Annotated in this window: 10 protein-coding genes; 8 read left to right on the forward strand and 2 right to left on the reverse strand. The window is 52.6% G+C overall.

The window, feature by feature from the left end:
- Positions 1 to 116: 116 nt before the first annotated feature.
- From J5A66_RS06415 to J5A66_RS06435, 5 genes are all read left to right on the forward strand, one after another.
- Positions 117 to 2,687 carry a BatD family protein gene (locus tag J5A66_RS06415; RefSeq protein ID WP_211789842.1) on the forward strand — a complete coding sequence of 857 codons (2,571 nt, stop codon included), beginning with the start codon at positions 117 to 119 and terminating at the stop codon, positions 2,685 to 2,687.
- Between the two features lie 306 nt (positions 2,688 to 2,993).
- Positions 2,994 to 3,689: a phosphatase PAP2 family protein gene (locus J5A66_RS06420; RefSeq protein ID WP_211789843.1), complete on the forward strand. Its 696-nt coding sequence runs from the start codon at positions 2,994 to 2,996 to the stop codon at positions 3,687 to 3,689.
- A gap of 5 nt (positions 3,690 to 3,694) precedes the next feature.
- Positions 3,695 to 4,924 carry an S-adenosylmethionine:tRNA ribosyltransferase-isomerase gene (locus J5A66_RS06425; protein WP_211789844.1) on the forward strand — a complete coding sequence of 410 codons (1,230 nt, stop codon included), beginning with the start codon at positions 3,695 to 3,697 and terminating at the stop codon, positions 4,922 to 4,924.
- Entirely contained in the window at positions 4,921 to 6,081 is a 1,161-nt protein-coding gene (locus J5A66_RS06430) for a DUF2027 domain-containing protein (protein ID WP_211789845.1), read from the forward strand. The genes J5A66_RS06425 and J5A66_RS06430 overlap by 4 nt, the downstream gene beginning before the upstream one ends.
- 138 nt (positions 6,082 to 6,219) lie before the next feature.
- Positions 6,220 to 8,208: an NAD(+) synthase gene (locus J5A66_RS06435; RefSeq protein ID WP_211789846.1), complete on the forward strand. Its 1,989-nt coding sequence runs from the start codon at positions 6,220 to 6,222 to the stop codon at positions 8,206 to 8,208.
- Between the two features lie 207 nt (positions 8,209 to 8,415).
- On the opposite strand, the gene J5A66_RS06440 is transcribed toward J5A66_RS06435, so the two are convergent.
- Positions 8,416 to 8,706 carry a DciA family protein gene (locus tag J5A66_RS06440; protein ID WP_211789847.1) on the reverse strand — a complete coding sequence of 97 codons (291 nt, stop codon included), beginning with the start codon at positions 8,704 to 8,706 and terminating at the stop codon, positions 8,416 to 8,418.
- On the reverse strand, positions 8,699 to 9,820 hold the full coding sequence (locus J5A66_RS06445; RefSeq protein ID WP_211789848.1) for a DNA replication/repair protein RecF: 1,122 nt from the start codon (positions 9,818 to 9,820) through the stop codon (positions 8,699 to 8,701). Before J5A66_RS06445 ends, J5A66_RS06440 begins: the two co-directional genes overlap by 8 nt.
- A 141-nt stretch (positions 9,821 to 9,961) precedes the next feature.
- Between J5A66_RS06445 and J5A66_RS06450 the strand changes: the two genes are divergently transcribed.
- The 3 genes from J5A66_RS06450 to J5A66_RS06460 all read left to right on the forward strand — a co-directional run bounded on the left by J5A66_RS06450 (position 9,962) and on the right by J5A66_RS06460 (position 13,366).
- Complete coding sequence (locus J5A66_RS06450) at positions 9,962 to 10,666, forward strand: tetratricopeptide repeat protein (protein WP_211789849.1); 705 nt, start codon at positions 9,962 to 9,964, stop codon at positions 10,664 to 10,666.
- Complete coding sequence (gene ribH / locus J5A66_RS06455) at positions 10,666 to 11,142, forward strand: 6,7-dimethyl-8-ribityllumazine synthase (RefSeq protein WP_211789850.1); 477 nt, start codon at positions 10,666 to 10,668, stop codon at positions 11,140 to 11,142. Before J5A66_RS06450 ends, ribH begins: the two co-directional genes overlap by 1 nt.
- Positions 11,143 to 11,323: 181 nt before the next feature.
- Positions 11,324 to 13,366, forward strand: a complete 2,043-nt coding sequence (locus J5A66_RS06460; RefSeq protein WP_211789851.1) for a DNA topoisomerase 3 — start codon at positions 11,324 to 11,326, stop codon at positions 13,364 to 13,366.
- Positions 13,367 to 13,453 lie beyond the last annotated feature (87 nt).

Genomic DNA, 13,453 nt, shown 5'->3' on the forward strand with positions numbered 1-13,453 from the left:
CGAGATGCTCAGAAAGCTTGAAGGAGATGATCAGAAAGCTTGAAGGAGGTGCTCAGAAAGCTTGGAATGGCTATACAACGGCAGAAATGCAAAACGAAAAGATGAAGAAGAACGTTATGAACCCAATCAAAAGATACGTGCTATGGCTCATGCTATTGGCGAACATCGGAAGTATGTCGGCACAGCGCATGTCAGTATCGGCCCCGTCGCGTGTTGCCGCCGGAGAAAACTTCCGCATCGCCTACACGGTGAACACGCAGAACGTAGACGACTTCCGCGCAGGCAATATTCCCGCCGCCATAGAGGTGATTGCCGGACCCTACACCTCGTCGCAGTCAAGTTTTCAAATGATCAACGGTCACACCAGTTCGTCTTCATGGGTGACATTCACCTACACACTCTACGCCACGAAGAACGGTACCTACACCATTTCGCCGGCCCGTGCCGTCGTAAACGGCAAGACCATTGCCTCCACTCCCATCAAAATCAACATCGTTGGAACGGCCAAACCCTCGAACGGTGCACCGCGGATGCACAACGAGGGAGATGACGAAACGGAAGTACGCACAGCGGGTAGCAGAATCTCGGGCAGCGACCTTTTTATCAAAGTGAGTGCCAACAAAAAGCGCGTACACGAACAGGAACCCGTGTTGCTCACCTACAAAGTATACACCACTGTAGAACTGACGCAGCTCGAAGGCAAAATGCCCGACCTGAACGGATTCCACACTCAGGAAGTAAAGCTACCGCAGCAAAAAAGTTTCCATCTCGAGAAGGTAAACGGACGAAACTACAAATGCGTGACATGGAACCAATACGTGATGTACCCGCAGATGAGCGGCGAGATGAAAATTCCGTCCATCAAGTTTAAGGGAATCGTGGTGCAGCGCAACCGCAACGTTGACCCTTTCGAAGCCATGTTCAACGGTGGAGCCGGATACGTGGAGATGAAGAAAGACATCGATGCACCGGGGTTCACCCTGAAAGTAGACCCGCTACCGGCACGCCCCACCGGCTTCTCGGGCGGCGTAGGCACGTTCACCATCTCAGCCCAGCTCGACAAACAGGAAGTCAAAACCGGCGACCCCATCAACCTACGCGTCGTGGTGAGCGGACTGGGCAACCTCAAACTGCTCAAAGCTCCGGTAGCCCACTTTCCCAAGAACTTCGACCGATACGACGTAAAAACCACCGACAAAACCCAGCTCACCGTCAACGGCATCGAGGGGAATATGATTTACGACTTCCTCGCCGTGCCCCAGCAAATAGGCAAATATCAGATTCCGCCCGTAGAATTCATCTACTACGACATTCAGACGCAGCGATACCGCACCATCAAAACCACCGGCTTCGAACTGAAGGTAGAAAAAGGTAGCAGCTCGAAATCGGAGATGAGCTCTTTTGAGGAGGAGCGTGAGAAAGACATCCGTCCCATCCTCACTGGTCCGGCCGAACTGCGCACCACCCATCGGCTCTTCTTCGCTTCGCCGTTCTACCTGCTCTCGCTCGTGAGCATCATCGTATTGGCAGCAGCGGCATTCATCTTCCTGCACCGTCATCGCGCGCTTTATGCCGATGCCATCCGGCTCCGCGGTTCGAGAGCCAACAAAGTGGCCGTGAAACGACTCAAGCAGGCCAGTCAATTGATGGCCAGACAACGGCAGAACGAATTCTATGACGAAGTGTTGCACGCCCTGTGGGGGTACATCGGCGACAAGCTCTCCATTTCGGCTGAAGAGCTTACCCGCGAAAACATCGCACAGCAGCTCGCCCTGTACGGCATCCGGGGTTCCGTTGTCGAGAGCTTCCTGGCCGCCCTCAACGAGTGCGAGTTTGAACGCTATGCTCCCGGCGACGCACAGGGAAATATGGAGAAAACCTACCAAACGGCCATGCGAGCCATTATGGACATTGAAGCAACGATGAAATCGAAACGAAACCACAGAGGGGCAATGCTCCTGTTGTTGCTCCTGGCGGTACTACCGATAACGGCGCAGACTGTGACAAAAGAAACGGCCGACCGGCAATACCGACAAGGCAACTATCAGCAAGCTATCGCCAGCTACAAAGAGATATTGAAACAGGGCGTAGCACCCGAGGTGTACTACAATCTGGGCAACGCCTACTTCCGCGCCGACAGTCTCACGCGCGCCATTCTATCCTACGAGCGGGCTCAGCAACTCGCTCCGGGGAATGCCGACATCCGTTTCAACCTGCAATTTGCCCGCAGCCGAACCATCGACAAGTTCGCCTCGCCCGACGAGATGTTCTTTTTCACCTGGTATCGGGCCGCCGTTAATCTCATGGGGTCCGACGGCTGGGCCGGCATCGCTCTACTCTCATTGGCTTTGCTTGCCGTGGGCGTGTTGCTCTTTCGTTTCAGCACATCCATCGTCTGGCGCAAAGTGGGTTTCGGCGGTGCGCTGTTCTTTGCTCCGTTCTTCCTGCTGGCCAATCTTTTTGCCTGGCAGCAACGGCGAATGTGGGAAAATAGAACGGGCGCCATCGTCGTCTCGCCATCGGTGACGGTGAAGAAGACGCCCTCCCGGTCTGGAGCAGACGAGACTACCCTTCACGAGGGCACCCGCGTAGATATTGCCGACCGCACCCTTCGCGGTTGGTTCTTCATCACCCTGCCCGACGGCAGAGAAGGCTGGATTCCGACACCATCCGTGGAGGAAATCTAACTCTTCCGGATAAGACTGAAGGGCTTCGGCACCTGCCGAAAGCTCAAAAACGAGAAAAACAAAGCTTCCGACTACTCGGATGACTCAAAAATGAGAAAAACGAAGCTTCCGACTACTCGGAAGGCTCAAAAATGAGCAAAACGAAGCTTCCAACTACTTGGAAGGCTCAAAAACGAGAAAAATAAAGCTTCCGACTACTCGGAAAACTCAAAAATGAGAAAAACGAAGCTTCCGAGGCCTCGGATGACTCGAAAACTCATTCATTCAACAGCCCCCTCAACTCAGGAGGGCTAAACAAGAAAAAAGATGAACGTCAACACACTTTTAGAACTCGACCGCGCCTGGCTTGCATTCTTCAATGGAAGCCACTCGCTCTTTGTCGACTCACTCGCCCTGACGCTCACCTCCGGTTTCACCTGGATTCCGCTCTATCTGGCCCTCATCTACGTCATCATCCGCAACAACGAAACCATGCCGCAAATCGCCCTCGCCATCGGCTGCGGTCTGTTCTGCGTTCTGGTAGCCAGTATCAGCGTCGAACTGCTCATCAAACCCTTAGTGGCCAGATTCCGACCCACGAACGACCCCGCTCTCAAATACACCATCGACACGGTGCGAGGCCTGCGCGGCGGACAGTATGGTTTCTTCTCGGCCCATGCTGCCAACACGTTTTCGCTGGCCGTATTCGTGAGCCTGCTCATGCGGAGCCGCGCCCTGGGAGTGGGCCTCGTGCTGTGGTCGGCAGCCAATTGTTGGACACGGCTCTATCTCGGTCTGCATTACCCCACAGACATCCTCTGCGGGCTGATTTGGGGCCTGCTCATCGCCCTGGGCGCATACCGGATTTACCTCCACTTCAGTAGTCGATGGGGAACCTATCGCCCTACGTCCACCGTACAATGCACTTCCTCAGGTTATGCCCTGGAAGACATTCGGAATCTGCTCGTGGTCCTCTCGACCCTGCTCTGCACCATTATCATCTACAGTTTGATCACGATATAAAAAGAATGGATACGAAACACATCAAAATAGCCGATTACAACTATACGCTGCCCGACGAACGCATTGCCAAATTCCCCTTGGCCCAGCGAGACGAAAGCAAACTGCTCGTCTACCAGGACGGACACATCAGCGAAGATTCCTTCTGCCGCCTCACCCGCCATCTACCCCAGGGTGCCCTCATGGTGTTCAACAACACACGAGTGATTCAGGCGCGCATCCGGTTTCGCAAAGAGACGGGCTCACTCATCGAGATCTTCCTCTTGGAACCCGCCAGTCCCACCGATTACGAACAGATGTTTCAAACTCGAGGCCACTGTTCGTGGTATTGCTTAGTGGGCAATCTCAAGAAATGGAAGACAGGCGCGTTGCAACTCCGCTTCAACCGAGCAGGACGCGAAACCACACTCACCGCCGAACGCTCTCTGGTCGAGACAGATGCCCTGAGAATCGACTTTTCTTGGGACGACTCCGGGCTTTCCTTCGCCGAACTGCTCGACACCGTCGGCGAACTGCCCATCCCGCCCTATCTCCATCGCAACACGCAGGAGAGCGACAAGGTGGCCTATCAAACGGTCTACTCGAAAATCAAGGGATCGGTGGCTGCCCCCACCGCCGGATTGCATTTCACCCAACGCGTGCTCGACGACATTGACGCGCACGGCATCGATCGCGAAGAACTCACCCTGCACGTGGGCGCAGGAACGTTCAAACCCGTCAAGAGCGAGGAAATCGAGGGTCACGCCATGCACACCGAATTCTTTTGCGTTCGCCGGCAGACCATTGAGAAGCTCATCCACCACAGCGGTAAGGCCATCGCCGTGGGTACAACGAGCGTTCGCACGCTGGAGAGCCTTTACTTTATCGGTTGCAAACTGCGGCAGAAGCCCGAAGTCGACGAGTCGGAATTGCACGTAGGTCAGTGGGAGCCCTACAGCAATCAGTCTTCTTCCCTATCACCGGTAGAAGCTCTTAGCGAAATCCTCAAATATATCGACCGTCATCATCTGGCCGCCCTGCATTCCAGCACACAAATCATCATCGCACCTGGTTATTCATATCGAATCGTTCGCATGCTCATCACCAATTTCCATCAACCGCAAAGCACACTACTACTCTTAGTGAGCGCATTCGTCGGGGGAGACTGGCGGCGCATCTACGATTACGCCCTGAAACACGACTTCCGTTTCTTGAGCTATGGCGACAGTAGTATTTTAAGTTTGGAGGAAAAACAATGAAAAAAGGAGATCAAGTAAGATTCTTAAGTGAGACGGGCGGCGGCATCGTGGCCGGTTTCCAAGGTAAAAATATCGTTTTGGTAGAAGACGCCGACGGATTTCAAATCCCAGTCAGTATCACCGAAGTGGTGGTTGTGAACGACGAGCAGGACCGTAGACAGGGGCGCACCAACACCATTCAAACTGCGCTAAGAGCAATCGATACAGAACAAAACGAAGGCGGAAGTCAGTCGATAAAGGCTTTATTGACCCGAAACGAGGATGACGACCACGCCAACGAACAGGAACCTACCGATCGAGAAATCACCTTCCGTAAGCCGGTGGAAGAACGGTTGGGCGGAAACAAGCTCAGTCTTTTCCTGGCCTTCCTTCCCGAAAACATCAAGAACTTGAGTAACACCCGCTTCGGGGTCTACCTCATCAACGACAGCAACTACCATCTTTTTTATACCTACGCCACGGCCGAGGGACAGAGTTGGCTGTTACGGTCTTCGGGCGAACTGGAACCCAACTCGAAACTACTGTTGGAGCGCATTGCTCACGAAGATGTCAACAACATCGAGCACACTGCTCTTCAAGCCATCGCCTACAAGCAGGAGAAAGATTATGCGCTCAAGCCGGTTGTAGACGCACAGCTACACATCGAACCGCTAAAGTTTTACAAGCAACATCTGTTCTGCGAAAATCCATTCTTTGAAACCGACGCTCTACTCTACCCCATCGTCGAGAACGACGAGACGGCCACACCTGAGCAACCTCATCTCAATGCCGATGCTTTAAAAGAAAGTATGCTGGGAGGAGGAAGCGCAGACAAATCAAACCACAAGAAACCATCGAAGGAGAACCGTCCGCTCCGTTCTCGTTCAGAGAGCGACATGCTTGTTGTCGATCTACATGCTGACGAGATTTTAGAAACCACGCAGGGCATGGAGCCTTTCAACATTCTGCAATATCAGCTCGAGGTTTTTCGGCGCACCCTTCAAGAACACGCCAAAAATTACGGACAAAAAATCATCTTTATTCATGGCAAAGGCGAAGGTGTGCTGCGCAAGGCTCTCATCACCGAACTGCGCCGCAATTATAAAGGCTATCTCTATCAAGACGCCTCGTTTCGGGAATACGGATACGGGGCTACACAAGTGATGATTAAGAAATAAGGAGGAGTTGAAAAAGGAAAGGAGTTGAGACATGAGAAAAGTTAGGGAGTTAAAACGCATGTTTACGTTCTTCATTCTTGGATATGTCTTAACTCCTCTCACTCCTTAGCTCCTTTAACTCCTTAACTCCTAAAAAATATGATACACGGATACATCAAAGTAGCAGCTGCGATTCCTTCAGTGAAAGTGGCCGACTGCCAACACAACATCGAACACATCGCCCGAGAGATGCGCGAGGCCGACCGACAGGGTGCAGAAATCATCGTCTTCCCCGAGCTGTCCGTCACGGGCTACAGTTGTCAAGATCTTTTTGCCCAGCAGTTGCTCATTGCACAGGCCGAGGCGGCGATCGAAGGTTTACTCTCGAAGACGAAAGATCTTGACCTCATTGCCATTCTCGGCGCACCGGTAGTGGTAGAAAGTTTGTTGCTCAACTGTGCCGTTGTCGTTCAGCGAGGTCGGATTTTGGGCATCGTATCCAAGACCTATCTGCCCAATTACAGCGAGTTTTACGAGAAACGCTGGTTCGCCTCGGCCCAAGACCTCAACGACGCAGAAATTCGTTATGCCGGTTGTCTGGTTCCAATCACTCCTGCCCATCAGCTTTTTGTCACGTCCGACGGCGTAAAATTCGGCGTTGAAATCTGCGAAGATCTCTGGTCTCCCAATCCGCCCGGAACGCATCTGGCCCTGGCCGGAGCCGACCTGATCTTCAACCTCTCGGCCAGCGACGAACTCATCGGCAAGCACGCCTACCTCCGCAGTTTGATTGCCCAGCAAAGTGCGCGCACTATTGCCGGCTACATCTACAGCGGTTGCGGTTTTGGCGAGAGCACACAAGACGTGGTCTACGGTGGTAATGCATTGATCTACGAAAACGGCGAAGAACTTGCCGCCAGTCATCGTTTCTCTTTCGACCCACAACTGGTAACAGCGCAGATCGACATCGACAAGCTGCGTGCGGAGCGGCGCACCAACAACACGTATGTCAATGCCCAACATGGGCAGACTGCCCGCCTGCGCCCCGCTCTGCCCGCCGTCGGGGTGCGAAGGCCCTTCGTTTTGGAACGCGACATCAACCCGTTGCCCTTCGTTCCTCGCGACGAACAGATGGCGGAGAGCTGTGAAGAGATTTTCAACATCCAGGTTTCGGGATTGGCACAACGACTGACTCACATCCATGCACAAACCGTGGTGTTGGGCATCAGCGGCGGACTCGACTCCACGCTTGCCCTACTCGTCTGTGCCAAAACCTTCGACAAACTCGGTCTCTCCCGCCGCGGCATCGTGGGTGTCACCATGCCGGGCTTCGGAACCACCGACCGAACCCACCGCAACGCTCTCGCCTTGATGCAGGCCCTGGGGGTCAGCACGCGGGAGATCGACATCTCGTCGAGCGTTCGTCAGCATTTTGCCGACATCGGTCACGATTTCAGTCACCACGATGTGGTTTACGAAAATGCACAAGCGCGCGAGCGAACTCAGATTCTCATGGATCTGAGCAATCAACTCAGCGGCATTGTCATCGGCACGGGCGATCTCTCCGAATTGGCCTTGGGCTGGGCAACCTATAACGGCGACCACATGAGTATGTACGCTATCAACGCAAGCATTCCCAAGACGCTCATCCGGCATCTCGTTCGCCACGTAGCCCACACCATCGAGGGCGACGAGGCACGCTCTACACTGCTCGACATTATCGACACGCCGATCAGTCCCGAACTGATTCCAGCCGACGAGCAGGGCCGCATTGCCCAGAAAACCGAGGAGTTGGTGGGTCCCTACGAGCTGCACGACTTTTTCCTCTACCACTTCCTGCGCTTCGGCTTCTCCCCAGCGCGTCTTTTTCTCATGGCTCAACGCGCCTTCAGCCAGGGGAAGAGGGGTGTGCAGACTTATTCGGTCGAGGAGATTGGTCGCTGGATGGCGGTATTCTTCCGTCGCTTTTTCAGTCAGCAATTCAAGCGTTCCTGCCTGCCCGACGGTCCGAAGGTGGGCAGCGTGAGCCTCAGTCCGCGGGGCGACTGGCGCATGCCCAGCGATGCCTCTGCCCGACTTTGGCTCGAAGAGGGATTTTTTAGGGAGGAGGAATTAAGGAGTAAAGGAGGGAAGGGGTTAAAGGAGTAAAGGAGTGAAAGGGAGTTAAGACAAATGCTTCGGTATAGAATATGACGAAAACGGCGTCTCTGAACATTTTCAGAGGCGCCGTTTTTATTTCTGTGATCTTTTCCCGCGGCGGGATTTCATCATTTTACTCTCCGCGGCCGTTTCCCGCGGCGGGAAATCCTTCCCTGGGTGCCAGCAGCCATTCCCCGCGGCGGGGAATTCTTCATTTTAATAAATGCGTATGTCTGTGATAACAAAAGCCCCGACGCGCTCGTTGAGCCGCTTCACCAGTTGTGTTCGCATCAAGGTGAGATCGCTGCGCAGGGCGGCATTGGTGATTTTCACAAAAAGAGTTTGATTCCTAATCGACGTCTCGCCCGTATAATCGGCCACCATCCGACCGGCCACCTCGGGCCAAGCCTCGACAAGTCGCTTTTGAAGCAGGGGCGTTTCCAAGCCCTCCTCGCGCAGAAGCCGTTGGAGAATCTCGCCCAGGGGTTTGATCTCGCGCCTAAACATCGGTTGCTCCTTTCTCTCTTACCTCGCCATTCTCCACCTCGAAAAGTTTGTAGTGCGAGGCCCCCAGATGGAGGATTCGGTCGAGATGGTCGCGGTTGGTGTCGGTGATGAAAATCTGCCCGTAGTTCTGGCCCGAAACCAAACGGACGATGCGCTCCACACGACGACTGTCGAGCTTGTCGAAGATGTCGTCGAGCAATAATAGTGGCGTGGTGTGCGAGGCCGTGCGTCTGAGAAAGTCGAACTGCGCCAGTTTCAACGCCAGAACATACGTCTTGCTCTGCCCCTGACTGCCCTCTCGCTTGAGCTGGTAGCCGTCGAGGAGCATCTCCAGGTCGTCGCGGTGAATCCCGTGCAACGAATATCCCACGGCACGGTCGCGGGCACGGTCGCGCCGGATCACCTCGAGCAATTCTCCCCGCTGGGCATGCGAGACATAACGCAACGATACCCGCTCAGAACCGCCCGAGAGCGTCTCGTAAATCTGTTGGAATACAGGAATCAACTCCTCCACAAAAGCCTCACGCTTACGATAAATCTTCTCGCCCTGCACGGCCATCTCCTCCTCCCACAACTCGAGGAGCGTAGGATCGGGCTCAGCCTCCATCCTCAACAAAGCGTTCCGCTGCTGCAAGGCCTTCCCGCAGCGCGTCAAAGCCTCGATGTAGGTATTGTCATATTGTGAGATGACAATGTCCATGAGTCGACGTCGTTCCTCGCTCCCGCCGTCGATAAGAATCGTGTCCGAGGGCGAGACAAACACCAACGGAATCAATCCAATGTGCTGCGAGAGTCGCTGATAAGCCTTCCGATTGCGCTTGAATTGCTTCTTCACGCCGCGCTTCATTCCGCAGTAGATGCTCTCCGGGTCGGCCTCCGATCCGTCGCCCACATACGCCCCCTCAAGCACGAAAAAATCCTGCTCGTGAGTGATGAGTTGCGAATCGATGGGATTGTAAGCACTCCTACAAAAAGAAAGATAATAAACCGCATCCAACAGGTTGGTCTTCCCCGCACCATTCTGCCCGATAAAACAATTCAACTTGGACGAAAGATCGAGCGTCACAGCCCGCAAATTTTTATAATTGAGAATGGAAATCTGTTTCAAAATCATAGCATAACCCCTGTGTTATCTCCCCTGCAAAGTTACGCCATTCGGGCAGGAAAAACGAAAAAAGTAACCGATATGTTTCACCATCTGCGGGAAAATAAGTAATTTTGTCGCACTTCAAACGCAATATCAACATTTAATATAATGGCAAACAAAAACAACCCAGGCGCACTCGACGCCAACGAAATGCTACAGACTTCTGAGGCATTTTTCTTCAAGAACAAGAAACTCATCCTCACTGCCGTGGCGGTCATCGTGCTCGTCATTGCCGGCATCTTCCTCTACAAATCGCTTATCGCCGCACCACGGGAAGAAAAAGCCAGCACAGCCCTGGCAAAAGGACAGGAATACTTTAATCAGGAACAATTCGATAAAGCTCTCAACGGAGATGGAGCTGGTTATGCAGGATTCGCAAAGATTGCCGACGACTTCGGCGGAACCAACGCAGCCAATCTGGCCAACCTCTACGCCGGTCTGTGCAACGCCAACCTCAACCGATGGGAAGCCGCTCAGAAATTTCTCGATGCCTATTCGCCATCGGCAGATGCCATGGTGAGCCCGGCCGCAGTGGCCGCTCTGGGCAATGCCTATGCACACCTCAATCAACTCGACAAAGCTGTTGACTTCCTCAAAAAAGCTGCCAAACTGGCAGATAGTAAAGCAGAAGACGGAACCAACAATAGTCTCTCGCCCCTCTTCCTGCTTCAAGCAGGCGAAATCCTTGAGTCGCAAAACAAAAAAGAAGAGGCCCTCAATCTCTACCAAGACATCAAGAAAAAATATGTCAACTCGCCCCTCGTACAGCGATCAGAGATTGACAAATACATCGAACGCGCTTCTACAAAATAATGGCAACAGCATTACACAACCTTTCGGAATACGACCTGACAAAAATTCCCGATGCAAGCAACATGTGCTTCGGAATCGTAGTCTCCGAATGGAATCCTGAAGTGACAGGCAGACTGCTCGAAGGCGCAGTTCAGACGCTGGAAAAGCACGGAACTCTTCCCGAAAACATACACGTAAAAACAGTTCCGGGCAGTTTCGAATTGGTTTATGGAGCTCATCAAATGGTGCTCAACGGCGGTTACGATGCCGTTATCATCTTAGGTTGCGTCATTCGCGGAGAAACGCCACACTTCGACTATATTTGCCAAGGAGTGACTTACGGTATTGCACAACTCAATTCGAATAGTGAAATCCCAGTTATCTACGGGCTCCTCACCACCAACGACCAGCAACAAGCCCTCGACCGTTGCGGCGGGAAATACGGAAATAAAGGCGATGAATGTGCCATCGTAGCTATCAAAATGGCAAAGTTCTAAATCATCTCAGAGCACAAAATCAGCCATTGCAAAATGAACCTTCCCTCAAAAGCGAAACAACACGCTTTTGAGGGATTATTTTATGTCTCATCAAGAGCTAAAGGAGCACTCTTTTCGCATGCGGATAAGGGTAAATGGGTATTTTTTCGTAAGTTTGCACCCATAATAAACAAGTGTAGAAATGAAAGTTTGCATAGCCGAAAAACCTAGTGTAGCAAGAGACATTGCCTCGGTAATCGGGGCCACTACCGCCCGCGACGGATATATGGAAGGCAATGGATACCAGGTTACATGGACATTCGGCCATCTCTGCACACTGAAAGAACCCAACGACTATACCGAAAACTGGAAACGGTGGAGCTTGGCAGCTCTTCCGATGATTCCACAACGATTCGGAATCAAACTCATTGAGGACAAGGGTATTGTCAAGCAGTTCGGCGTCATCGAACGATTGATGCAGAACGCCGACGAAATTATCAACTGCGGTGATGCCGGACAGGAGGGAGAATTGATTCAACGATGGGTGATGCAGAAAGCACAAGCCAAATGTCCGGTAAAAAGACTTTGGATTTCGTCGCTCACCGAGGAAGCCATCAAACAGGGCTTCGATAACTTGAAAGACCAACAAGATTATCAATCTCTTTATTTAGCAGGATTGAGCCGTGCCATCGGCGACTGGATTCTCGGGATGAATGCCACGCGTCTGTATACCCTCAAATATGGACAAAACCGACAGGTGTTGAGCATCGGGCGTGTCCAAACACCTACGCTCGCCCTTATTGTCAACCGTCAGCAGGAAATCGACAATTTTAAGCCAGAAGCCTACTGGGTTCTTTCCACCCTTTATCGCGACACGTTGTTCACGGCCATAAAGGGTCGATTCACCAGTAAGGAAGAGGGAGAAAAAGCCTTTTCAACGATTGCCGAGAAAGATTTTGAGGTGATGGAGGTCAGTAAGAAGAAAGGAACAGAAGCCCCGTCGCATTTGTTCGACCTGACTTCGTTGCAAGTGGAGTGTAACAAAAAGTTCAGCTATTCTGCCGAGACCACTCTCCATCTTATCCAAAGTCTTTACGAGCGGAAATTCACCACCTATCCGCGTGTAGATACGCAATTTCTTAGCGATGACATCTATCCGAAATGTCCGCTTATCTTAGCCGGCCTGCGGGGGTATGAGTCTTTCACGCAACCGCTTGCCGGGAAGAAGTTGAGTAAAAGTAAAAAGTTTTTCGACTCGTCGAAAGTCACCGACCACCACGCCATTATCCCCACCGGCGTACCCGCTCAGAGTCTGTCGAACATGGAAAGAAATGTCTACGACCTCGTGGTTCGTCGGTTCATCGCGGCTTTTTATCCCGACTGCCAATTCTCCACAACAACCGTTACAGGACGGGTGGAAGAGGTGGAACTGAAGGCTACCGGTAAGGAAATCATCGACCCAGGATGGCGCGTGATTCTTGCAAAGGATACCGACCCGACCGACGAGGAGAACGCCAAAAATACCACCGAAGAGCGCACGCTGCCCACCTTCGTCAAGGGCGAAAAGGGAGTGCATGTGCCAACGTTGGCCGAGAAGTGGACCTCCCCGCCGAAATATTACACAGAAGCCACTCTATTGCGGGCCATGGAAACAGCAGGAAAGTTTGTGGAAGACGAAGAATTGCGCAGCGCACTGAAAGAAAACGGTATCGGCCGACCTTCGTCGCGTGCGGGAATCATCGAGACCCTCTTCAAGCGGCATTATATCCGGCGCGAACGGAAGAATCTGTTGGCCACTCCGACGGGCATCGAACTGATTGGAATCATTCGTGAAGAGTTGCTCAAAAGCTGTGAGTTGACAGGTATTTGGGAGAAAAAGCTGCGCGACATCGAGCATAAGAAATACGATGCATCGCAATTTATCGATGGGCTCAAGGAGCAGATTACGGAGATTGTGAACGAGGTATTGCGCGACAACAGCAACCGGCACATCACTGTTACCACCGAGGAAGACCTGAAAAAGAAAATAGCAAGAAAGAAGACCTCTGCTGCAACATCCACCACAAAGTCTTCTAAGAAACAATCACCGACCGCCTCCTCTCCACGGTGTCTTCCTGCCAACGACAGTATCTTAGGGCAGGTTTGCCCCGTATGCCATCAGGGAACCATCATCAAAGGAAAATCGGCCTACGGATGCAGCCATTGGAAGTCGGGATGCGCCTTTAGACTGTCTTTTCAGCCTTAACTCTCCCCTCTACATGATTCGTTTTTCGTCGTCGTACCGGTACGATTGCACTGTCTGAGTTCACTTGGTCCAAACCGCCATGGCTGT

It is taken from the genome of Prevotella sp. oral taxon 475, from assembly GCF_018127805.1.
GTDB lineage: Bacteria > Bacteroidota > Bacteroidia > Bacteroidales > Bacteroidaceae > Prevotella.

Bases quoted from the DNA above. Each gene is read 5' to 3' on its own strand.
- J5A66_RS06415 (WP_211789842.1), top strand. From the start codon at position 117: ATGAACCCAATCAAAAGATACGTGCTATGGCTCATGCTATTGGCGAAC.
- J5A66_RS06450 (WP_211789849.1), top strand. From the start codon at position 9,962: ATGGCAAACAAAAACAACCCAGGCGCACTCGACGCCAACGAAATGCTA.
- J5A66_RS06430 (WP_211789845.1), top strand. From the start codon at position 4,921: ATGAAAAAAGGAGATCAAGTAAGATTCTTAAGTGAGACGGGCGGCGGC.
- J5A66_RS06420 (WP_211789843.1), top strand. From the start codon at position 2,994: ATGAACGTCAACACACTTTTAGAACTCGACCGCGCCTGGCTTGCATTC.
- ribH (WP_211789850.1), top strand. From the start codon at position 10,666: ATGGCAACAGCATTACACAACCTTTCGGAATACGACCTGACAAAAATT.
- J5A66_RS06440 (WP_211789847.1), bottom strand. From the start codon at position 8,706: ATGTTTAGGCGCGAGATCAAACCCCTGGGCGAGATTCTCCAACGGCTT.
- J5A66_RS06425 (WP_211789844.1), top strand. From the start codon at position 3,695: ATGGATACGAAACACATCAAAATAGCCGATTACAACTATACGCTGCCC.
- J5A66_RS06460 (WP_211789851.1), top strand. From the start codon at position 11,324: ATGAAAGTTTGCATAGCCGAAAAACCTAGTGTAGCAAGAGACATTGCC.
- J5A66_RS06445 (WP_211789848.1), bottom strand. From the start codon at position 9,820: ATGATTTTGAAACAGATTTCCATTCTCAATTATAAAAATTTGCGGGCT.
- J5A66_RS06435 (WP_211789846.1), top strand. From the start codon at position 6,220: ATGATACACGGATACATCAAAGTAGCAGCTGCGATTCCTTCAGTGAAA.